This window comes from Campylobacter avium LMG 24591 (assembly GCF_002238335.1).
Lineage (GTDB): Bacteria > Campylobacterota > Campylobacteria > Campylobacterales > Campylobacteraceae > Campylobacter_D > Campylobacter_D avium.
This window is the reverse complement of sequence record NZ_CP022347.1, coordinates 1,716,690-1,738,633: the sequence shown is the minus strand read 5'-3', so window position 1 is coordinate 1,738,633 and position 21,944 is coordinate 1,716,690. Positions and strand designations below refer to the sequence as shown.

Below are 21,944 nucleotides of genomic sequence, written 5' to 3'. Positions count from 1 at the left end.
TAAAAACCTTATGTCTTTGAAATTTCTGAAACTATAATTTTACTTAGATTTCATAAAAAATCAGTAAAATCATCTAAAATTTTTTCATTTTAAAGGTTGTATTTTGAGAATTTTAGGAATAGACCCGGGTTCTAGATTTTGCGGTTACTGCGTTTTAGAAAGCAAAAATTACAAATACAGTCTAATCGAAGCAGGACTTATAAAGATAAAGCCAAGCACCTTGCAGTACCAAATCACAGAGCTTTGCGAGGGTCTTGATTTGATTTTTAAAACTCATAGTTTTGATGAGGTAGCCATTGAGGATATATTTTTTGCTTATAATCCAAAAACAGTTCTTAAACTAGCGCAGTTTCGCGGTGCCTTAGCACTTAAAATTCTACAAATTCACGGCGAATTTAGCGAATATACCCCGCTTCAAATCAAAAAAACAGTAACAGGCAAAGCAAAGGCTAGTAAAGAACAAGTCGCCTTTATGGTTAAAAAACTCTTGGGTATAAATAAAGAAATAAAACCCCTTGACATAAGCGATGCCATAGCTGTTGCTTTAACGCACGCTGCTAACATGAGATTTAAGGTTTTAGAAAGAAAATAAATGCAAATTTTATCTTTTTTTTACGAAAATCCTTTGGAATTTAAAAGCATATATGAAAGAAAATTAAGACTAGGTTCTAAGCACACCATAATCAAGGGTGCCAGGTATAGCGGAAAAAGAAATTTGATACTTTTTTATCTAAAAAATTTCGAAAATAAGGATTTTTTGTTTTTGGATTTTAAGGATTTAAGATTTGATGAAAAATCTTTGCAAAATTTGGAATTTTTTTTGCAAGATAAGGAGATAAAAATTTTAATTTTTTACGGAGTGGATGAAAAATTTTGCTTTGATTTTTCCAAATTTTTACAAGAATATCAAATCATCATAAGCACAGATTATTCTAGCTTAGCCTTTGATGGCTTTGAGGAATTGGAGCTTGATTTTTTGGATTTTGAGGAATTTTTAGCATTAAATAAAAAGGCCTTGCAAGTTGGCTCTTTTTTGCAAATTGGCAGGTGCTTAAAATCGCAAGATTACACTTGGTTAAATGATTATTTAAACTCTTTTTTTTCAAAATTAGAGCTTGAAATTTTAAAATTTATAGCCTTTAATTTAAGTCTTGAATTTAGCATAAATGAGCTTTATAAAGTCCTTAAAAATAAGATTAAAATTTCAAAAGATAAGCTTTATGAAACTGTTTATGAGCTTGAAAAAAGATACATAATTTCTTTTGTAAAACATAAAGATAAATCTTTAAAAAGGGTTTATTTTAGGGATTTTGCTTTAAGAAATGCGCTTTGTATTAAAAAAGATTTTAACAAACTTTTTGCAAATTTAGTTTTTTGCGAGTTGCTCAAGCTTAAAAAAGAGCTAAGTTATGATAAAAATTTTGATTTTATTTTAAAAGATGAGAAAATAGCCTTTGTAGCTTCATTGCCATTGCTTGATGTGGATTTGCTTATTTTAAGGGCTAAAAAGCTCATCTCAAAAGCTTTAGAGGCTAATATTTTTCACATAGTTTTCATAAGTTTATCAAATGAAAAGAGCTTTTATGAAAGCGGAGTAAAGGTAGAAATTCTGCCCTTTGAAAACTGGGCTTTGAGTTTGTGAAGCCATTAAATTCATATTTTCATCAAATTTAAAATTTTAACTTTTGTTGAATTTATAAATGCAGCAAGCCAAGCAAAGCAAGGCTTACTACTAAAATTAAGTGTTTATCTTAACTGCAGTTTCCATTCTTTATCTTTAAGCACAAAAGGGAAGTTGTCACTGCTATTTGAATCATCATTGTACACATTTAAAATTCTTACCACTTTTCTATCAGTGCCGTTTTCTTTTACCTCAACAATCTTACTTTCCTTTAGTCCGCCTCTTTTTTCTATCTTTGCTCCTTCTTTGGCTACGGCTTGTTTTAACTTGCCACTTATTATTTCTTGAACACCTTCTTTTTCAGGCAAATCTAGATATTTTATTATCTTAGAAACATCACCGCTACAGTGTGAATATAATCTTTTTCATTTTTTTTCTTTTTTAAAAATTTATACTTTTATCAGCTTGCCTTATTTATGTGTTCTAACTTTATCCAAGCTAAAAATTCACATATCAAAGCTATAAACAAAGGCACAAAGGCAAGAAAGCCTACAAATGGTATCATTTCGCAAACTATGCCTATTAAAAGCAATACAAAGGATACGAAAAATAATCCCACATCGCTTAAATTTGATAATTCCTTATAAAGCATGAAGCCGTAGATTAATGACAAGATAAGCAGGATATAAGCAATTATGACTAAAACAATTCCAAAGCCCGAGAACGCAAGACTTGTCTTGTAGGACAAAATAAGAGAACCAAGCAGTAAAGAAATGACAAAAATGATGAATTTTTTTACTATCGTTTCAGAGCCTGAAAGTTCAGCAAAGCCTTTTACTGCTAAAAACAAGAAAATAAAGGCCACTATCTTGATTACAAACTCAAAAAGTCCCCCTAAAACAGGTATAAAATCAGCAAAATAAGCCAACACCGCAAGCACCATATAAATGATACCTTTTTTTCTAATCGATGAAACTCTTTCATCTCTTGCATAAGTAGACATTAAAGCTCCTTAAATGAATTTCGCCGATTTTAACAAAAAAAAAAAAACGAATTATTGCTGAAATTATTTTTTATATATGTATCTTAAATTCAGCCATGCCAAAAGCCCCAAAATAGAGCCTATTATATATAAAACATAAGATAAGACATAAGAAAGGTTGAAAAATTCAAGCACAGCAGCTAAAAATACAAAGGCAAAAGCATAGACAAACAAAGCCACATCGCTTGACATGGCCAAAGCCTTGAAAACATTAAAGGAAAATAACAGGTAAGAACTATATAAAAGATATGAAAAATAAAGCACAAGCACATCCATATCATCTTTGAAAAAGCTTATAAGCGTATATGCTAGATATGAAAAAACAAAGATGAAAAAATCTCTTTGAATTTTGCTTGAATTTGAAAGTTCTGCCACGGTTTTAAGTGCTAAAAACAAAAATAAAAAAGAAAAAATTTTAAGCACAAAACCCACATAAGGTATAAAGGCAAAAAGGCAGGATAAAATATAAATTGTGGCGTAGATAAGTCCGTCTTTTTTAGCGAATTTCACCTGCTCTTTTATAAAGCCAAACAAGCCTTTCCTTTTTTACTAAATTTAAAAGGCCTGATTTTACAAAAAAAAAAAAAACAAATTCTTAAATTTATTTTAAGAATTTCTTAATTAATTTAGTTAATCAAGGGCGTTTAGCTCATTTTTTTCTATAACAGTTGTTAAAATTTTCACATATTTTTCACGAATTTCTGAGTAATTTACAAGGGTTTTCACAGCTTCTAAGCCGCTTAATTTTTCATTTTTTTGCATAAATTTTGCTCTTAATTCTCTAAATTCCTCATAAGCGTGGTTTCTGTTTAAATTTAAAAGATAAGAATCAACGCTTTCTTGCAAGCTATCAAAAATCCTTATCTTATGCGTCTTGCCCTTTGCCCTTTTTTTTGGGATTATGCCCTTTTCTCCCCAGGTCCATTCGCCAAAAAGATTGTTAGCCTCCTTTGTAAAACGGCTTGTTCCTGTGGCACTTTCTACCATAGCCTGTGCTATGCCCATAGACTTTGGCACAGTTGAAATTCTCTTTTTATACTCTTTATAGTCAAATAAATTTTTAACTCTATATTTTTCTTTTAGCTCTATGAGTTTGTTAAGCTCATCTTTTTTAAGTTCTCTAAAGCCTGTTTTGGCATTTTTTTCAAAAAAACTATCCACAAAGTCTCTTTCAGCCTTGATTTTTTCAAAGGACTTATCTAAAAGCTCATTTATGGTTTTTATGAAAATTTTTCTTTTTTCCTCTATACTTGCCTTGTAAAAATTCTCATCAAAGCCCCCATTTATAGCAAAGGCAAAAAGTGGCGTAAAGCTAAGCAAGATTATAATTTGCTTCAAAGCAGTATCTAACCCTTCCTTTAAAATATATATCATCATTTTCAAGCCTTAAAAACAGCTCCTCCTTGCTTTTTGGCAGTATTTTTACGCTTTTATCAACAAGCTTATTAAGATAGGCTAGGTAAAAACAAGCCGTCATTCCGGTCCCACAAGCTAGGGTTTCATTTTCTACCCCTCTTTCAAAGGTCCTTACAGCCATATTTTCTTTATCAAGCACCTTAGCAAAATTTACATTTGCATTAAATTTATCTCTAGCTTTTTTGCAAAGCTCTATATCAAAGCTTTGCAAATCCTCGCAAAAATGCACCAAATGAGGCACTCCCGTATCAACACCTTGCCAAGTTTTATCCTCAAAGCTAAATTTAGACCTTATATCCTTAGCCTTGCTAAGTAAAATTTCAACCTCATCATCAAAAATACTTGCTTTTATCTCGCCTGCTCCGCTTAAAAAGCTTAAATTTTTATTTTTACCTAGCCTTTGCACAGCAAATAAAGCCGCCGCTCTTGCGCCGTTTCCACACATAGAAGCCTTTGAGCCATCGCAGTTGTAAAAATCCCACTCAAAATCATAGTCCTTAGAGGGCAAAAGCACTATCATACCATCAGCACCCACACCGCTGTATCTGTTACAAAGCTCTTTTGCTAAGTTGCTTCTATCTTTTTTTTCATCTGTGCTAAATATCACAAAATCATTGCCCGAGGCGCAGTATTTATAAAGCCTCATTTTCTAAGTCCTTAAAAAAGTTTTCGCAATTTTTCTTAAAATTTTCAAAATCGCTTAAATTTTCTATCACAATATCGGCCATTTTTTTCTTTTCCTCTATGTCCATTTGTAAAGAAAGCCTATTTAAAGCCTCTTTTTCGTCTATGTTTTCTCTTTTCATTAGCCTTTTTATGATTTCTTGTTTTTTTGAGTATATGAGTATAGCTTTTCCTAAATTTTCGTAGTTTTTGCTTTCAAAAAAAAGCGGTATTTCTATGAAAACTGTGTCTTTATTTGCCCTTATAAAGGCTAAAATTTCAGCCTTTATCCTTGGGTGTAAAAAAGCTTCTAGCTTTTTAAGCTCCTTTTTGTCCTTAAAAACCAGCCTTCCTAAGACTTTCCTGTCTATTTTTTCATCTTTTATAAGCTCGTTTTTGCTTATCTTGTCCTTAAAAAGCTCATAAATTTCAGCTCTTTTTTCATTTAAGATACGATGCGCTATCTCATCAGCACTGCAAATTTCATAGCCTTTTTCCTTAGCTATTTGCATAAAAGAGGACTTGCCACAGGCTATGGAGGCGGTTACGAAAAATACTTTTTTCATTTACTAAGCTTTAAAATTCTTTTTGTTAGAATAGCATTTTTGTTTTAAGGAAAGTTAAATGATAAGCTATGAAGACGCTGGAGTTAGTATAGATAAGGGAAATTCCTTTGTAGAAAGTATAAAGCCTCTTGTAAAAGATACCTTTGATAAAAATGTTTTAGGTGGCATAGGCTCATTTTCTGGTGCTTATGCTCTGCCAAGCGGATATAAAAATCCTGTGCTTTTAGCCGCAACTGATGGGGTTGGCACAAAGTTAAAACTAGCCATAGATAGCAAGAGATATTCTAGCATAGGGCAGGATTTAGTCGCTATGTGCGTGAATGATCTTTTGTGTAATTTTGCAAAGCCTATGTTTTTTCTTGATTATTACGCAAGTGCAAAGCTTGAGCTTGAGGCTGCTAAGGAAGTCATTGCTGGTATAGCAAGAGCTTGTAAATTAGCAGAATGCTCCTTAATAGGAGGCGAAACTGCTGAAATGCCCGGACTTTACAAGGAGGGCGATTTTGATCTAGCCGGTTTTGCTGTGGGTATGGCTGAGGCTGAGGAGATAGATAGAAGAGCCTTTGTAAAAAATGGAGACCTGCTTTTGGCCTTGCCTAGTTCCGGGCTTCACTCAAATGGTTATTCTTTAGCTAGAAAGGTGCTTTTTGAGGAGCTTAAACTAAGTTTTGATGATAAGATAGAAGGTAAGAGCTTAATAGACATCTTACTTGAGCCAACTAGAATTTATGTAAAAGACTTTGTAAAGCTAAAGCCCTTTATAAATGCCTTAGCACACATAACAGGGGGTGGGCTTTTGGAGAATTTGCCTAGAATTTTTCCAAGAGGCATAGGAGCTGTGATAAGAAAACATCACTTAAAAACACAAGAAATTTTTTATACCATAGGGCAAATGGTGGATGAAAATGAGATGTATAGAAGCTTTAATATGGGCGTTGGAATGGTTTTAGTAGTAAGCTCTGCAAATGTTTCAAAGGTGCTTGAAAACTCAGACGCCTTTATAATCGGCGAAGTCGTTTTAAACGAGGGAGTTATCTTAGAATAAACTGAAGCGATTACGCTTTTTAAATTTTTAGCTATAAAGTTTTTTTCTTTTTTTACGATGTAGTTTTAAATCTTTTCAAAATATTGCTAAAGGTCTAGCCTTTTTGGCTGGATCCCTTTTTTACTCTCATTAAATTTAGAATTTTTATTTTTTAAACCGTGCGGGCAATGCGAAATTTAAAGGCAGATGTAAAGAAAGTTCGCGCAATTTTTAAAAAATTTCTTAGCCTAGTTTTAAAGCTGGGCTTGTAAAAAAGATAAAAGAGGTTTTTTATGAGAGAAAGTTAGCTTAAAAGCTCTAGCCATTCTTTGATGATTTTTTCCTTAGAAAATTCTTTTGCTTTTTGCTTGGCATTTTTAGCAAAGTTAGCCCTCAAGTTCTCATCTTTCATTAAATAAGAAAGCTTTTTAGCATAAGCTTTTAAGTTCTTATCCTCTATCAAAAAGCCTGTTTTATCATCATCTATTATATCGCTTGGTCCGGCATTTACATCAAATGCTATGCAAGGTAAAGCGTAGGACGAGGCTTCAGCTAAAACCATACCAAAGCCCTCAAAATAGCTAGTCATAACGTATATACTGGCGTTTAGATACTCATTTTCTATATTTTTTGTAAAATCCTTTATCTCAATATTTTGACAAAGCCCTAGCTCCTTAACTCTAGCCTTTAAGCTTTCTTTTAAGATACCATCTCCTACTATGCAAAGCTTCCACTTCCTTAAATTTTCATCAGCTAAGACAAGCTTAAAAAGTTCAAGCAGTCTAAAAAAGCCCTTTTGATCGCCCCTATCCATACGCCCTATGCTTAGAATTTTTTTTTGCTTTAAATTTGCATTTTGCTCTGGGATTTGACTTAAGAAATTTGGGATTATCCTTATATCTTTATGATAGCTTTGCCAAGTGCTTAGCTCTTTTTTGCTTAGTATGACAAGGGTATCAAGTTTAGCAAAAATTTTCTTTTTTCTTTTTGGAGCTTGTAAATGCCATAGTCTAATATATCTTGTGTGCTTATTTTTAAAAAAGGGCACAAAAAAGCCGTCATTTGCTAGGATAAAATCAAAGTTTTGCCTCCTTATGAAAAAGCAAATTTTAAGACTTAAAATATATCTGTAAATGCTTTTCATAAAAAATTTATAAAGAAAATTTCTTGACTTAAGTTTTGAAATGTAATGAGTTTTGATATTTTCATTTAAGTTAAAATGAGGCTTTTCATTTTCTTTAAAAAAACTTACAAACTCAAGGTCGTAGTATTTGCAAAGCTCATTAGCTAAATTTACGCCAACTCTTTCGCCTCCTCCATTGCTACTTATATCCTTAGCTAGTATGAGAAGCTTTTTCATCTTTGTTTAGCTCGTAAAGTTTTATGTATCTTAAAAAAGCACCCTGTGCATTCATCAAGGATATTACAAGTCCCTTGTAGCCATAAAATATGCCTTTTCTAAAGAAATAATCCTTAAAAAAAGTAAAGAAAAATCTAAAAATCGCCCCGCTTATAGAGGCTTTTTTGCCCTTTTTAAATTTTTCTTTCGCAGAATGAGAGGTATATAAATTCATCTTTTTAACTATATCTTCTATGGATGAGCAAGCATAATGCCTTATACCAAAATCAAGCCTTTTAATCTTTGCATCTTTTGGTACAATCACGCTTTCATGCACTATATTTTCATTAAATTTAGTATAGTTTTTGTTAAATACTCTTATCACATAATCAGGATACCAGCCACTTGCTTTTATCCACTCGTTTTTGTAAAGATTTTTGCGAGGCAGAGCTAAGATGATGTCCTTACTTGGAGGGCTTTTAAAAAAGTCTTTTAAAAAGTCTAAGCACTCTTTTTCTAAGACCTCATCGCTATCTATGCTAAAAATCCATTCATTTGTAGCATAACTTAGGGCTAAATTTTTTAAAGCACCAAAGCCTATGAATTCGCTTTGATATATTTTTAGATTTTTATAGCTTTCATTAAATTCCTTAGCGATTTTTAAGGTATCATCGCTACTTTCATTATCAAGCAAGATGATTTCGTCAAAATCTTGCAAATTTTCTAGGCATTCTTTTATGTGCTTTTGTGCATTTTTTACTAAAATACACGCACTTAAAGGAAGTTTGTTATTTTTCATCTTTTATCCTAAGATAGATTTTTAATTATCTCATCTCCCATCTGTGAGCAAGTTAGCAAGGTGCAGTCTTTACTCATAATATCAGCCGTTCTAAAGCCTTGCTTTAATGTCTCTTGCACGGCATCTTCTATAGCCTTTGCCTCTTTTTCAAGCTTAAAGGAAAGTTTTAACATCATAGCCACGCTTAGTATGGTAGCTATGGGATTTGCTTTATTTTGCCCTGCTATGTCTGGAGCTGAGCCGTGAATTGGCTCATAAAGTCCTTTTGAGCTTTCGTTTATAGAGGCTGAGGGTATAAGTCCTATGCTACCTGTTATCACGCTTGCTTCATCGCTTAAAATGTCTCCAAACATATTTTCAGTCAAAAGCACATCAAAATGTGAAGGCCTAGCACAAAGCTGCATAGCTGCATTATCCACATACATATGCTCTAGCTCTACATCAGGGTATTTTTTTGCCATCTCATCAAGTACTTTTCTCCACAAGCGGCTAGTATCAAGTACATTTGCCTTATCCACAGAGCAAAGCCTCTTTTTTCTTGTTCTTGCTATCTCAAAGCCAAGTTTTGCTATACGTTCTATCTCACTTTGCTTATAGCTCATATCATCACTTGCCACAAGCTCATTATCTATACTTTGGGTTTTATGCTCTCCAAAATAAACCCCACCCGTTAGCTCTCTAAGTATAAGCAAATCAATGCCCTTTTCTAAAATTTCAGGCTTTAAGGGAGAGGCTTCCTTTAGTATATCAAACAAAAAGGCAGGGCGTATGTTTGCAAAAAGATTTAGCTCTTTTCTTAGCTTAAGTATGGCTTGCTCGGGTCTGTTTGTGCTTTTTTCCTTATCCCACTTAGGACCTCCAACAGCACCTAAAAGCACGGCATCGCTATCTTTACAAGTTTTTAAGCTCTCATCTGGCAAGCAAAGTCCTGTTTTATCGATAGCACAGCCTCCGGCTAAAACTTCGCTAAAGCTAAAATCGTGCTTATAAAGCTTAGCTAAGGCTTTTAAGATTTTTAAAGCCTCTTCTACTATCTCTGTGCCTATGCCGTCTCCTCTTACTACGGCTATGTTTTTTTTCACTCTTTATCCTTTTTTTTAGCTATGTATTCTACATAGCCGTTAGAGTTAATTATCTCTTGGATAAAGGCTGGAAAAGGATTTGTTTTATAGCTTTTGTTCTTGCTTAAATTTGTGATAGTTCCACTTTTAAAGTCTATTTCTAGTTCATCTCCTGCTTCTATTTCCTCAGCAATGCTTTCTGATTCTATGATAGCAAGTCCTATATTTATAGCGTTTCTATAAAAAATTCTAGCAAAGCTCTTAGCTATTATGCAAGAAATTCCACTTTCTTTTATGGATATGGGAGCGTGTTCCCTGCTTGAACCGCAACCAAAATTATACCCAGCTACCATTATATCGCCCGGCTTTACCTTTTTAACAAAGTCCTTGTCTATATCTTCCATGCAGTGAGAGGCTAGTTCTTTATTATCACTTGTGTTTAGGTATCTTGCCGGAATTATCACATCTGTGTCGACATTGTCTTTATATTTATGCACAAAACCTTTTGCTTTCATCATCTCTCCTTACATTACTTCATCTGGTGAGCTTAATCTACCTGTTATGGCACTAGCAGCGGCAACTTCAGGAGAGGCTAGGTAAACCTCGCTTGTTACATGTCCCATTCTACCTACGAAATTTCTATTTGTGGTGGATACGCATTTTTCATTTGCGGCTAAGATACCCATATGTCCGCCAAGACAAGGTCCACAAGTTGGGGTTGACACAACCGCACCAGCCTCTATAAAGGTTTTTAAATAACCTTGCTTAATGCACTCTAAGTAAATGTTTTGCGTGGCTGGTATGATGATACATCTTGTATTCTTAGCTATCTTTTTATCCTTTAAAATTTCATAGGCTGCTTTCATATCGCTTAATCTTCCGTTAGTGCAAGAGCCTATTACGATTTGGTCTATTTTTATATCTCCCCAATCCTTTTTGGTTCTGGCATTTTCAGGCAAGTGAGGAAAGGCCACGGTGTGTTCTATCTCATCTAAATTTATATCAAAAACCCTTTCATACTGCGCATCCTCATCAGCCTTATAAATTCTAAATTCCTTTGAGGTCCTACCCTTTGCATACTCTATAGTTACATCATCTACTTCAAAAATTCCATTCTTAGCACCTGCTTCTATAGCCATATTTGCTATGCAAAGCCTATCATCTATAGTAAGATTTTTAAGCCCTGTGCCGCTAAATTCCATACTTTTATATCTAGCTCCATCAACGCCGATAAGCCCTATGATATGAAGTATCACATCTTTGCCGCTTACATTTTTTCTAAGTTTGCCTGTGATGTTAAATTTAAGAGCCGGTGGGACCTTAAACCAAGCCTCGCCTGTTGCCATAGCCATACCCATATCAGTAGAGCCAACCCCTGTTGAAAAAGCTCCTAAGGCACCGTAAGTGCAGGTGTGAGAATCAGCTCCTATGACCAAATCTCCTATGGTAACTATGCCTTGCTCTGGTAAAAGGGCGTGTTCAACTCCCATATTTCCTACATCATAATAATGCTTTATATCAAAGTCATTTGCAAAACAACGACACTGTTGCGACTGCGTGGCTGCTTTTATGTCCTTATTTGGAGCAAAATGATCCATTACCAAAGAAATTTTATCCTTATCAAAAACCTGTGTAAATTTAGCCTTTTTAAAAGCATTTATGGCAACGGGCGTGGTTATGTCATTACCCAAAACCATATCAAGCTTTGCCATTATAAGATCTCCAACCTTTACTTCCTTAAGACCCGCGCGGTCTGCTAAAATTTTCTGCGACATTGTCATTGACATCTTTTATCCTTTCTTTTTTATTATTCTATTTATAGCACTTGTTAAACCCTTTATGGAAGCGGTGATGATGTCCTCATCTATGCCAACTCCAAAGAGTTTTTTTCCCTCACAATCTACATAAACATAAGATATGGCTTGAGACTTTGAGCCCTCTTTTAAGGAATGCTCACTATAATCTAAAATTTCAAAATTTATATCCAAAGCCTTTCTTAAAGCATTTGCAACGCTATCAAGACGCCCATTTCCCTTAGCACTTAAGCTTTGCTCCTTTGAATTTAGTTTAAACTTTAGCTCAACTTGCATAGCATCTTTTTTGCTAAAGCTATAGTCTATGATTTCAAGAGGGCTTTTTAAATTTACAAAGTCTTTTTCAAAAATTTCACAAATTTCATCAGGGCTTAACTCCTTTTGAGCCTTGTCTGAAATGTCTTTTATATGATATGAAAATTCCTCTTTTAAGATAGATGGCAAGTCAGCTTTATAATGCTCTTTTAGTATGTAAGAAATTCCTCCCTTGCCACTTTGTGAATTTATCCTTATAACATCGCTTTCATAAACCCTGCCAACATCCTTTGGATCTATTGGTAAATAAGGCACAGACCAAGTTGAAAGTGAATTTTGCTGATGATATGCCATACCCTTAGCAATGGCGTCTTGATGAGAGCCTGAAAAGGCTGCAAAGACTAGCTTACCTGAATAAGGCTGTCTTTCATAAACACTCATTTTACTCACTCTTTCATACAAGTTTGCTATGCTTGGTATATCGCTAAAATCAAGCTTTGAATCAACTCCGTGAGTGTGTAAATTTAAGGCTAGGGTTATTATATCTACATTGCCTGTTCTTTCGCCATTGCCAAATAAGGTCCCCTCAACCCTATCAGCTCCGGCTAAAAGGGCAAGTTCAGCAGCAGCTACGGCACAGCCTCTGTCGTTGTGAGGGTGCAAGGAGATTAAAACACTATCTCTTTTGTTTAAATTATGAGACATAAACTCAACCTGAGAGGCATAAATATGTGGCAAACTCATCTCAACCGTGGCCGGTAAGTTTATAATCATCTTTTTTTCTTTGCTTGGGGCTAAAATTTCAATGACCTCGTTACAAACTTCTAAGGCATAGTCTATCTCGGTGCCTGTAAAGCTTTCTGGAGAATACTCAAAATAAAAATTTCCCTTTGTTTGAGAGGCTAAATCCCTTACGCATAAGGCTCCATCTGTGGCGATTTTCTTAACCTCGTCCTTGCTTTTTTTAAAAACCTGCTGTCTTTGTGCAAAAGAGGTGGAATTATAAAAATGCACTATGGCATTTTTGCAACCTTCTAGGCTCTCAAAGGTTCTTTTTATGATATGCTCTCTGGCTTGGGTTAAAACCTGTATGCTGACATCATCGGGAATTATTTTTTCTTCTATCAGTCTTCTTACAAAGTCAAATTCGGTTTGCGAGGCTGCTGGAAAACCTACTTCTATTTGCTTAAAACCTATCTTTACAAGTAGCTTAAAAAAGTCTAGTTTTTCCTCTAAATTCATAGGTGTGATTAGGGCTTGGTTGCCATCTCTTAAATCAACGCTACACCAAAGAGGAGCCTTGTCGATAAATTCCTTTTTACTCCACTGTAAACTCTCTTTAGGAGGCATATAATAGCCTCTTTGATATTTTTTGTAATTCATCGTAAAGCCTTTATTTTTATAAATTTTATCATTTTTATAGCTTAAAGCTATTTTAAGAGTGAGGAATTTATGAAAATTCCTCTAAAATTTGAGTATTAAGCGAAGTTTTTCAGCAGCAGTTTTTGTGTGTCCATTATGCCTATTTTAGAATCTAATACCTTTTTAGCTATGCTGTGAGCCTCATCTATGGAGTGCATTTTGCAAGTGCCACATTGATACTCGTTTGCCTCTGGGATTTCTTTTGAATTTAAGACATCTTGCATACTTTTTTCCCAAGCTATCCTTACATCCTCATCACTAGGCTTTCCAATCAAACTCATATAAAAGCCTGTCCTACAACCCATAGGCGATATGTCTATGATTTCAACATCGTTGCTGTTTAAATGATCTCTCATAAAGCCTGCAAACAAGTGCTCTAGAGTGTGAATTCCTTTTTCTGATAAAATGTCTTTATTTGGCACACAAAAGCGAAGGTCATACACAGATATAGTGTCTCCCTTAGGCGTTTGCATAGTTTTTGCTAGACGTACAGCAGGTGCTGGCATAATTGTGTGATCAACTTTAAAGCTATCTAATAAAGGCATTTTTTCTCCTTTTCATAAAATCTAGGCTAGATTATATCAAAAAAATGGTAAAAGAGTAAGCAACTAAAATGTTTACCAGCATTCCTAGTAACAAAAGCGGCATACTTCGTTTAACTATGCTTATAGGGCTTATTTTCGCATAGCCTGCTAGGATTAAAATTCCACCAGAAATTGGCGAAGCAGCACGCCCTAAACAAGAGGCTATCTCTATAGGTAAAACCAAAACCATAGGATGAATTCCAAGCTTTGTGGCTATATCAGGGGCTAGCTTACCAAAGGCGTTAAAAGCAGCTATGCCAGAGCCCATAATCACAGCGGCAAAATACACCAAAAAGCTCATAACGGTTATGCTTAAAATTATCGCTGAAGCTCCCATGTTGGACACAAAAGAGGCCAATATCCCTATGCCTCCAAGTGCTTTTATACCCTCGGCAAAAACTCCTGCTGCTACTATTATACACACAACTGTTACAAAAATATCGGCCATGGCCTTTAGTATAACCATCATGGCTTCGCCCAGCTTTTTAGCGTCTTTGTGCCTTATAAATTCTATCGCAAAGACTATGGCTATGCTTATGAAATTTGCGGTTATCACATCTAGCTTTACATTTAAAAAATAAGCAGAAAATAAAAAGACAATTGGAAACCAAGGCAAGAAAATGTAAAAAGTGGGGCAATTTGGGTCTTTGATTTCTGGAATTTCAACCTCTTCATTATTTATGCCCTTTATCTTGTCTCTTTTATCCATGTATGAATAATAAAACGGTATCGCCAAAGCTATAATCACTACATATGCAAGAACAGAGTAAAGTTGGTAGTTTAAAAATAAACCTATGACATTATCAGGCTCACCCACCATTTCAGCCATATTTATGGAATTTCCATCCTTTGGGCCATAATCAAGAGCTATCAAAGAAAGCACAGAAACAGCGGTTAAAGGGCGAATTCCAAGTGCGATTAAAACAGGATAGATACAGGCTAAAAGCAGTATTAAAAGCCCAGCATAAGATGAAATAACTATTTTCAAAGCCATTCCTACCACAAAGGTACCGCTTAGAACTAGGTATTTGTTTGAAATTTTGCCCAAAGGTTTGTTTGCTATGAAAGCTAGTTTAGCAGAGGCGTTTATATGCTTCATATAAGCAGCAAAGCCAGCCACTGACATAATGATAAGCCCAACTCCTGCTAAATTTTTCTTAAAAGTGTCTGTTATAAAGGCGAAGCTGTCTATGATATTTGTTAAAAAAGTTATGTCTTGTGCCTCTCTTTTGGTTGTTGGGATGTAGGTTCCATTAAGATAGAAGGCCGATATGAGGATGATTATGCCTGAAAAGAAAAATATGAAAATGGGATTATAATTTTTAAGAACGAAATACGCCACAACAACCACAAAGGCGACCGTCACAGACATTAAAACAAAATCCATATCGCCTCCTTTAGAACTTAATGCGTACCTATGAAATACTTTTCCACATCATCAAGTAATTTATCGCAGAATTTAGAATCAGTGTTTTTATCTACAAGCAAATTTATATGAGTTTTTGTGTCTCTAAAGCTACCAGCGGATTTTACATTATCCCTTTCTAGCTTTTGTCCCTCTTTAAAATATTTTATGTTTATGTTGAATTTCAAGGCTGCTGAAGCCTCGCCCAAATTTGTTTCCAATAAAACATTCATTCCTGAGGCTTTGGCTAGCGTAGTTTGTGTTTTTGAAATGATTTCTCTAAATCTTTGATAAAGTCTTATAAGATCTTTTATAAACTTATCATCAAAGCTTTGATAAGCTATTTTTAGTCTATTTTTTATATCCTCGGTGGTCCCTTTTTCGGCGGCGACAAAGATCATATAAAAGCCATTTTTAATTTCTACTTGTTGGCTTTTTACATCTCTTCCGCTTGACATTACTTTAACATAAATAGCGTTATCAAGGTAAATTCTATCTATCATAGGTCCGTAAATTTCGTATTCTTTTCGTCTTGTGATGACCTCTCTTGCGATAACATTTAATTTTACGGAAGCTTCATGAACTATGGGTTCCATTTCTTTTTTTATATCAAGTAGCTCTTTTAACATAAAATACCCCTAAAGATTGTGTATTAAGTCTAAATTCTAGCTAAAGATTTCTTACAATTGGCTTTTTACAAATCATTAATAAAATTTAGTTTCAATGATTTGAAATTTATTTTAAAGGATAAAACGATGAAAAAAATTATTTACGCATTAGTTTTTGCAACTAGCTTTGTTTTTGCCTCATGTCCTTACTGCTTAAAAGAACACAGTGCCATAGAGCACATGAATTTGCATTCTCATCATGCACATAAACACCACAAGCATCATGGAAAAGCGTCTAGACAGCCAACTAGCCAGCTTATACTTGATTTAATGCACGGTGCTATGATGAAGACAACTTTTGTTGAAAGCAAAGATGTTGAAAAGGATTTTTTGGCCAATATGATACCTCATCACCAAGGAGCTATTGATTCGTCAAAAGAGCTTTTAAAACATACTAAAAACGAGACTTTAAAACAGATAGCAAATAACATCATAAAAGCACAAGAAGCTGAGATAAAAGAATTTAGCGATATTTTAAACAAAAAAGATTATAAGCAAACAAAAATCAGCGACAAGGATTACGAAAAATTCGTAACAGATGAAAAGGCTATAATGCACAGGATGATGAGCAGTATGCACAGCGTAAAACCAAGCTCTGACATAGATAAAGACTTTTTAAAGGCTATGATAGAGCACCACCAAGGCGCAGTGGATGTATCTAAGCAAATTTTAGAATACAGCAAGGATGAGAAAGTAAGAGAAATAGCCTCAAGGATTATCAAAGATCAAGAAAAAGAAATCAAAGACTTTCAAGAACTTTTGCAAAAATAAGCTTTTTAGCTATAATACCCTCTAATTTTAAAGGAGGGTATTATGGGCAATCCTAGAGGGTTTTTAATTTATCCAAGAAAAGATTTAAAAAAGATTTCTGCAAAAGAAAGAATAAAAAACTACAAAGAATTTACAGTCCTTTTAGACAAAAAGGAACAAGAGCTTCAAGGTGGACGTTGCATGGACTGCGGCGTAGCTTTTTGCCACACAGGTTTAAAAAGTGATGGCAAGGAGATAGGCTGTCCATTAAATAACTTAATACCTGAATTTAACAACTCGCTTTATGAAGGACTTTGGGAAGAAGCTTATAAAAGACTTGATATAACAAATCCTTTTCCTGAATTCACGGGCAGAGTTTGTCCTGCACCGTGTGAGGATTCTTGTGTCTGTGCCATAAATACGGATAGCGTTAGCATTAAAAGCAATGAATTAGCCATCATAGAAAATGCCTTTGAAGAAGGTTTTGTAAAAATGTATAAACCAAGCAAGAAAAACGGCTTTAAGATAGCCATTGTAGGAAGTGGCCCTGCCGCTTTAGCCTGTGCTTATAAGCTAAATTCTTTAGGCTATGATGTGAGTGTTTTTGAAAGAAGCGATAGGCTTGGCGGGCTTTTGATGTATGGAATTCCTGACATGAAGCTTGATAAATCAATCATTGAAAGACGCATAAAGCTTTTAGAACAAAGCGGCGTGAAATTTAAGACAAATGAAAATATTAACTCAAAGCAAAAGGTTGAAAAGCTAAAAAAAGATTTTGATTACATAGTGCTTTGTGTCGGTGCTTCCAAGCCTTTGGATTTAAATATCAAAGGCAGAGACCTGCAAGGCATTATGTATGCTGTTGATTTTCTAACGCAAAACACAAAGTCCTTGCTAGATACAAAAAAGCCCTCAAATTTAGCCAAAGATAAAGATGTTTTAATCATAGGCAGCGGTGATACAAGCGTGGACTGTGTGGCAGTAGCAACTAGACAAGGCGCAAAGAGCATAACTCGCTTTGAAAGAAGCCCAAAAAGGCAAAAAACAAGAACTAAGGATAATCCTTGGCCTTTAAAAGCTGATATTTTTAGCACGGATTACGGGCTTGAGGAAGCGATAGAGCATTATGGACACGATCCTAGACTTTATCAAAAAATGACTAAGGAATTTATAGGTGCAAATGGCTTTGTAAGAGGTGTTTTAGCAAGTGATTTAAAGCAAGAGTTAAAAGAGGGCAAAAAGATAAATGTAGAAGTGCCAAATTCCATAAAAGAATACAAGGCGGATTTGATTTTGCTTGCTATGGGCTTTGAGGGCTGTGAGGATGAGCTTAAGAAAAATTTTGGCATTGATTTCGATGAAAGACATAATATTTTAACGAAGGACTTTCAAACAAGCGATGAGCAAATTTTTGCTTGCGGAGACGCTAGAATGGGACAATCCTTGGTGGTTTGGGCTATTAAAGACGGCTTAGACTGCGCTAAAGTTTTGCATAATAAAATAGAAGAAAAAGCAAATTTAAGCAACAAAAAAGTAAAAATTTAATAAAATCTCGGCTTTACTAATTTCAAAGGATAAATATGCCTAAGATGAAAAGCGTTAAAAGTGCGGTAAAACGTTTCAAGGTAGGTAAAAACAAGATAAAAAGAGGTCAGGCTTTTAGGTCTCATATCCTTACAAAAAAACCTGCTAAGAGAATGCGAAAGCTCCGCCAAGTTGCTTATGTGCATAGCACGAATGTAAAAGCAGTTGAAAAAATGCTTGGAATGTAGTTTTTGACAAGGTCATTTAACACTCCCCTTAATCGCTTCGAAAAAAGGGAAAGCTCCGTTTAGGACGCCATTTAGAAAGGAAAAATTATGGCAAGAGTTAAAACAGGTGTCGTAAGAAGAAGAAGACACAAGAAAATTCTAAAATTAGCAAGAGGCTTTTATAGCGGTCGTAGAAAGCATTTTAGAAAGGCTAAAGAACAGCTAGAAAGAAGTTTGGTCTATGCTTACCGCGATAGAAGACGCAAAAAAAGAGATTTTAGAAGATTATGGATAATTAGAATCAACGCTGCTTGTAGGCTAAATGATATAAGCTATTCTAAATTCATCAACGGTCTTAAAAAGGCTGGCATAGAACTTGATAGAAAGGTTCTAGCAAGCATAGCTATGGATGATGCAAAGGCGTTTTCTAAGCTAGTTGATGAGGCCAAAAAGGCTTTATAATTCTTACCTCCACTTAGTGGAGGCTTTTTTAAATTTCTGCAGACATTAAAAATTCTAAATTTTTTAGCCTTTTAACAGTAAGTTCGTAAGTAAATTCTCTTCTTGTTTTGATTTTTAACCGAAATTTAGTTTGTTTTTTCTTGCAAAATATATGAATATTTAAATTTTTATATTTTTAAGCGGTTTTTACTGTGTAGATTTGTAACTTTATTATTAATTTTTTGTTTTTTAAATTTTATAAAGCTTAAGCCCACTAAAAGCGGGCTTTTTCATTAAGCAAGAGTTGAATCAAGCATCCATATAGCTTTTTCAAGTTCTGCTATTTTATCTTGTGCTAGAGTTTGGCTTGTGGTGTCGCCCTCTTTTTCGGCAAGCTCATCTAGCTTTTTAAATTCAGCCAAAAGATATTTATAATCCTCTCTCACAAGCTCTAAAACCTCACTTGTAGAAAAGCTATCTTTTTGCACCTTAGGTGTTTTTGCGTTTTCCACTAATTCCTTAGGGCATACTATGGCCTTACCTTTTAGTTGTAAAATTCTCTCAGCCACATCGTCAAAAAGCTCTGCCATATCCTCATAAGCATCTTCGGTGTATTTATGCACAGCGGCAAATTGCAAACCTTTCACATTCCAGTGATAATTGTGAAATTTTATCCACAAGCTATGCGCGTCCGCTTGAAGCTGAGCTAGTTGTTTAATTACATTTGACATTTTGTCTCCTTTGTTTTAAAATTTTGAAAAGATTATAGCACAATTTTTATAATATTTATTACTAATTAATAAAATTTATTGATTAAAAATTAAATTTGACTTTTTTATATTTTATTTATTATAATCAAAACTTGAAAAACTTGAATTCTAACAGAAAAGGAGGAGATGTGATGTTTATATCTGTAAATTTTGCTTCTAACTCTTTTTCTGTAGTTCTTTCTCCTATGATGTATATGCACACCTTTGAGTGTGCGTAATTTTTCTACTAGTATCAATACAAATTTATAAATAACAAAACTTAGTTTATATTTTTACATTTTAAGGAGAACAAAATGCCAAATTTACAAGATAATAACTACGCTCAAGATACCCTAGCCCTGCACGCAGGTTATGATTACGACAGTCAAAGAACCATTTCAGTCCCTATTTATCAAAATACAGCTTATAGCTTTGAAAGCTTGGAGCAAGCTGCTGCTAGATTTGCCTTGCAAGAGCTTGGAAATATTTACTCAAGGCTTACAAATCCAACTTGCGATGTTTTAGCTAGACGCTTAGCAGCTATTGAAGGAGGAGCCTTTGCAAATGTTACTTCAAGTGGCTCAGCGGCTGTTTTTTACTCTCTTTTAAATTCAGCTCATAGTGGAGATAAAATTCTTTACTCAAATAAAATTTACGGAGGCTCACAAACTCTACTTTCTTATGTCCTGCCAAAAAGGTTTGGCATAGAAACCCAAAGTTTTGATATAGACAATCTAAGCTCTTTGGAGAATTTAATCGATTCTAAAACTAAGGCTATATTCTTTGAAAGCCTTTCAAATCCTCAAATCGCAATAGCAGACACAAAGACTATCACAGATATAGCTAAAAAACACGGCATTATTACAATCTGTGATAATACAGTTGCCACGCCTTTTTTGCATATGCCTTTTGATTACGGGGTTGATGTTGTTGTATATTCTCTTAGCAAATACATAAACGGCCAAGGTTCAACCATAGGCGGTGCCATCATAGAAAGACAGGGGCTTAATGACTTGATTAAGGATAATCCTCGCTACGAGAGCTTTAACAGTCCTGATGAGAGTTACCATGGGCTAGTTTATGCGAATTTACCTTTGCCATTTTTTTCCATAAGGATAATCACAGAATGGTTAAGAAACATAGGAGCAACCCTTAGCCCGCACAGTGCTTGGCTCTTGCTTCAAGGACTTGAAACTCTAGAACTTAGGATTAAAAAACATAGTCAAAATGCCTTGGATGTGGCCAAATTTTTAGATTCTCATCCTAAGATAAGTTTGGTTTCTTATCCTGCCCTAGAACAAAATTCTTACAATGCTTTGCTTAAAAAGTATTTTAAAGACTCTAGAGCTAGCGGGCTTTTAAGCTTTGAGGCACAAAGTTATGAAGAGGCTAAAAAGATATGCAATAAGGTAAAAATCTTTATCATAGCCGCAAATTTAGGCGATGCAAGATCTCTTATCATACACCCTGCCTCAACCACACATTCTCAGCTTAGCGAAAGCGAGTTAAAAGAGGCTGGCATAAGCCCTTGCACAGTTAGGCTTAGCATAGGTTTAGAAAGCTCTAGCGACTTAATAGCTGATTTAAAACAAGCGATAGAGGCTTGAAGCACCTTTAAGAAAGCTAGTAAGTTAAAATCAAGGAGCAAATATGCCTGTTATCATACCAAAAGAAATTCCAGCCTTTAAAGAATTAGAAAAAAGCGTGTTCGTAATGGACACGCAAAGGGCTAACACCCAAGATATAAGAGCTTTAAAAATTTTGATTTTTAATCTCATGCCTACTAAAATTCAAACCGAAAATCAACTCCTAAGTTTGCTTGCAAATTCTCCCTTGCAAATAGACATAAGCTTGCTTTCTACTCAAAGTTATGTTGGCAAAAACACCCCAGCCTTGCATTTGGACAAATTTTACAAGGGTATAGATGATGTAAAGGATAAGAAATTTGACGGGGCTATAGTTACGGGTGCACCTATCGAGCTTTTGAGCTATGAGGAGGTTAAGTATTGGAACGAATTTAAAACCGTGCTTGATTTTTTACGCAAGAATGTAACTAGCACCATGTATATATGCTGGGGTGCCATGGCTGCTTTGTATTATTTTTATGGTATTAGAAAAAAGGTTTTTAAGGATAAATTATCAGGAATTTACAAGCATAAAATTTTGCACAGCGACTTACTGCTAACAAATTCAAATGATGAAATTTTAATGCCTCATTCTAGGTATGCTAGGTTGAAAGAAAAGGATATTGCAAAACATAAGGATTTGAAAATTTTACTTTCCTCCAAAAAGACGGGAGCTGCCTTGCTAAAAGATGAAAAAGATGTGTTTGTTTTGGGACATCCGGAGTATTTTAAAGATACTTTAAAACTTGAATATGAGAGGGATTTAAGCTTAGGCTTAAAGATAAAAAAGCCTTGCAATTATTTTAAGAAAAACTCTAAAATTTCATATTCTTGGCGTTGCGATGCGAACAATATCTTTGCTAATTGGCTAAACTACAGCGTCTATCAAGCCACACCTTATGATATAGAGTAAGCTTATACGTAAGCTTGCTTACGCTGATAATTATTG

Annotated in this window: 24 protein-coding genes and 1 pseudogene; 9 read left to right on the top strand and 16 right to left on the bottom strand. The window is 34.6% G+C overall.

Features of this window, described 5'->3' with window-relative positions; translation table 11 throughout:
* The first annotated feature begins 103 nt into the window (after window positions 1-103).
* Both ruvC and CAV_RS08830 read left to right on the top strand, forming a co-directional pair.
* Window positions 104-592, top strand: a complete 489-nt coding sequence (gene ruvC / locus CAV_RS08835) for a crossover junction endodeoxyribonuclease RuvC (RefSeq protein WP_094324463.1) — start codon at window positions 104-106, stop codon at window positions 590-592.
* Window positions 593-1,642: an ATP-binding protein gene (locus tag CAV_RS08830; RefSeq protein WP_094324462.1), complete on the top strand. Its 1,050-nt coding sequence runs from the start codon at window positions 593-595 to the stop codon at window positions 1,640-1,642.
* Between the two features lie 104 nt (window positions 1,643-1,746).
* On the opposite strand, the pseudogene CAV_RS08825 reads toward CAV_RS08830, so the two are convergent.
* The 6 genes and pseudogenes from CAV_RS08825 to coaE all read right to left on the bottom strand — a co-directional run.
* Window positions 1,747-2,013, bottom strand: a pseudogene (locus tag CAV_RS08825) (DUF4878 domain-containing protein); the annotation flags it as partial.
* 68 nt (window positions 2,014-2,081) lie between these two features.
* The gene (locus CAV_RS08820) at window positions 2,082-2,624 is read right to left on the bottom strand and encodes a hypothetical protein (protein WP_094324460.1); all 543 of its coding nucleotides are present in this window, start codon (window positions 2,622-2,624) and stop codon (window positions 2,082-2,084) included.
* Window positions 2,625-2,687: 63 nt separating this feature from the next.
* On the bottom strand, window positions 2,688-3,197 hold the full coding sequence (locus CAV_RS08815; RefSeq protein ID WP_094324459.1) for a hypothetical protein: 510 nt from the start codon (window positions 3,195-3,197) through the stop codon (window positions 2,688-2,690).
* Between the two features lie 96 nt (window positions 3,198-3,293).
* Window positions 3,294-4,001: a glucosaminidase domain-containing protein gene (locus CAV_RS08810; RefSeq protein WP_094324494.1), complete on the bottom strand. Its 708-nt coding sequence runs from the start codon at window positions 3,999-4,001 to the stop codon at window positions 3,294-3,296.
* Window positions 3,976-4,725, bottom strand: coding sequence for a diaminopimelate epimerase (gene dapF / locus CAV_RS08805; protein WP_094324458.1), 750 nt, complete (start codon window positions 4,723-4,725; stop codon window positions 3,976-3,978). The genes CAV_RS08810 and dapF overlap by 26 nt, the downstream gene beginning before the upstream one ends.
* Complete coding sequence (gene coaE / locus CAV_RS08800; protein WP_094324457.1) at window positions 4,712-5,308, bottom strand: dephospho-CoA kinase; 597 nt, start codon at window positions 5,306-5,308, stop codon at window positions 4,712-4,714. The genes dapF and coaE overlap by 14 nt, the downstream gene beginning before the upstream one ends.
* Before the next feature lie 58 nt (window positions 5,309-5,366).
* Here coaE and purM point away from each other — a divergent pair, with 58 nt between their 5' ends.
* On the top strand, window positions 5,367-6,353 hold the full coding sequence (gene purM, locus CAV_RS08795; protein WP_094324456.1) for a phosphoribosylformylglycinamidine cyclo-ligase: 987 nt from the start codon (window positions 5,367-5,369) through the stop codon (window positions 6,351-6,353).
* A gap of 283 nt (window positions 6,354-6,636) precedes the next feature.
* Here the strand turns inward: purM and CAV_RS08790 are convergent, their stop codons facing one another.
* The 9 genes from CAV_RS08790 to CAV_RS08750 all read right to left on the bottom strand — a co-directional run bounded on the left by CAV_RS08790 (window position 6,637) and on the right by CAV_RS08750 (window position 15,640).
* On the bottom strand, window positions 6,637-7,692 hold the full coding sequence (locus tag CAV_RS08790; protein WP_094324455.1) for a glycosyltransferase family 4 protein: 1,056 nt from the start codon (window positions 7,690-7,692) through the stop codon (window positions 6,637-6,639).
* Window positions 7,667-8,470 carry a glycosyltransferase family 2 protein gene (locus CAV_RS08785; protein ID WP_094324454.1) on the bottom strand — a complete coding sequence of 268 codons (804 nt, stop codon included), beginning with the start codon at window positions 8,468-8,470 and terminating at the stop codon, window positions 7,667-7,669. Before CAV_RS08785 ends, CAV_RS08790 begins: the two co-directional genes overlap by 26 nt.
* An 8-nt stretch (window positions 8,471-8,478) precedes the next feature.
* Entirely contained in the window at window positions 8,479-9,552 is a 1,074-nt protein-coding gene (gene leuB, locus CAV_RS08780) for a 3-isopropylmalate dehydrogenase (RefSeq protein WP_094324453.1), read from the bottom strand.
* On the bottom strand, window positions 9,549-10,046 hold the full coding sequence (gene leuD, locus CAV_RS08775; RefSeq protein ID WP_094324452.1) for a 3-isopropylmalate dehydratase small subunit: 498 nt from the start codon (window positions 10,044-10,046) through the stop codon (window positions 9,549-9,551). The genes leuB and leuD overlap by 4 nt, the downstream gene beginning before the upstream one ends.
* Window positions 10,047-10,055: 9 nt before the next feature.
* Window positions 10,056-11,318: a 3-isopropylmalate dehydratase large subunit gene (gene leuC / locus CAV_RS08770; RefSeq protein ID WP_094324451.1), complete on the bottom strand. Its 1,263-nt coding sequence runs from the start codon at window positions 11,316-11,318 to the stop codon at window positions 10,056-10,058.
* Window positions 11,319-11,321: 3 nt separating this feature from the next.
* Window positions 11,322-12,983, bottom strand: coding sequence for a 2-isopropylmalate synthase (locus tag CAV_RS08765; RefSeq protein ID WP_094324450.1), 1,662 nt, complete (start codon window positions 12,981-12,983; stop codon window positions 11,322-11,324).
* A 95-nt stretch (window positions 12,984-13,078) separates the two neighbouring features.
* Window positions 13,079-13,567 carry an S-ribosylhomocysteine lyase gene (gene luxS / locus CAV_RS08760; protein ID WP_094324449.1) on the bottom strand — a complete coding sequence of 163 codons (489 nt, stop codon included), beginning with the start codon at window positions 13,565-13,567 and terminating at the stop codon, window positions 13,079-13,081.
* Window positions 13,568-13,598: 31 nt separating this feature from the next.
* Entirely contained in the window at window positions 13,599-14,993 is a 1,395-nt protein-coding gene (gene dcuC, locus CAV_RS08755) for a C4-dicarboxylate transporter DcuC (RefSeq protein WP_094324448.1), read from the bottom strand.
* A 17-nt stretch (window positions 14,994-15,010) separates the two neighbouring features.
* Window positions 15,011-15,640: a hypothetical protein gene (locus CAV_RS08750; RefSeq protein ID WP_094324447.1), complete on the bottom strand. Its 630-nt coding sequence runs from the start codon at window positions 15,638-15,640 to the stop codon at window positions 15,011-15,013.
* Between the two features lie 126 nt (window positions 15,641-15,766).
* Between CAV_RS08750 and CAV_RS08745 the strand changes: the two genes are divergently transcribed.
* From CAV_RS08745 to rplT, 4 genes are all read left to right on the top strand, one after another.
* Window positions 15,767-16,450, top strand: a complete 684-nt coding sequence (locus CAV_RS08745) for a DUF305 domain-containing protein (protein WP_245807411.1) — start codon at window positions 15,767-15,769, stop codon at window positions 16,448-16,450.
* A 42-nt stretch (window positions 16,451-16,492) separates the two neighbouring features.
* Complete coding sequence (locus CAV_RS08740; RefSeq protein ID WP_094324446.1) at window positions 16,493-17,974, top strand: glutamate synthase subunit beta; 1,482 nt, start codon at window positions 16,493-16,495, stop codon at window positions 17,972-17,974.
* A gap of 35 nt (window positions 17,975-18,009) precedes the next feature.
* Window positions 18,010-18,201 (top strand): 50S ribosomal protein L35, encoded by a 192-nt coding sequence (rpmI, locus tag CAV_RS08735; RefSeq protein ID WP_094324445.1) that lies wholly within the window; start codon window positions 18,010-18,012, stop codon window positions 18,199-18,201.
* A gap of 87 nt (window positions 18,202-18,288) precedes the next feature.
* A complete protein-coding gene (gene rplT, locus CAV_RS08730) occupies window positions 18,289-18,642 on the top strand; it encodes a 50S ribosomal protein L20 (protein ID WP_094324444.1) in 354 nt (117 codons plus the stop codon).
* Window positions 18,643-18,914: 272 nt separating this feature from the next.
* Here the strand turns inward: rplT and CAV_RS08725 are convergent, their stop codons facing one another.
* Window positions 18,915-19,352, bottom strand: coding sequence for a Dps family protein (locus tag CAV_RS08725; protein ID WP_094324443.1), 438 nt, complete (start codon window positions 19,350-19,352; stop codon window positions 18,915-18,917).
* A gap of 332 nt (window positions 19,353-19,684) precedes the next feature.
* Here CAV_RS08725 and CAV_RS08720 point away from each other — a divergent pair, with 332 nt between their 5' ends.
* Window positions 19,685-20,977 (top strand): O-acetylhomoserine aminocarboxypropyltransferase/cysteine synthase family protein, encoded by a 1,293-nt coding sequence (locus tag CAV_RS08720; RefSeq protein WP_094324442.1) that lies wholly within the window; start codon window positions 19,685-19,687, stop codon window positions 20,975-20,977.
* A gap of 43 nt (window positions 20,978-21,020) precedes the next feature.
* Entirely contained in the window at window positions 21,021-21,908 is an 888-nt protein-coding gene (locus CAV_RS08715; RefSeq protein WP_094324441.1) for a homoserine O-succinyltransferase, read from the top strand.
* Window positions 21,909-21,944 lie beyond the last annotated feature (36 nt).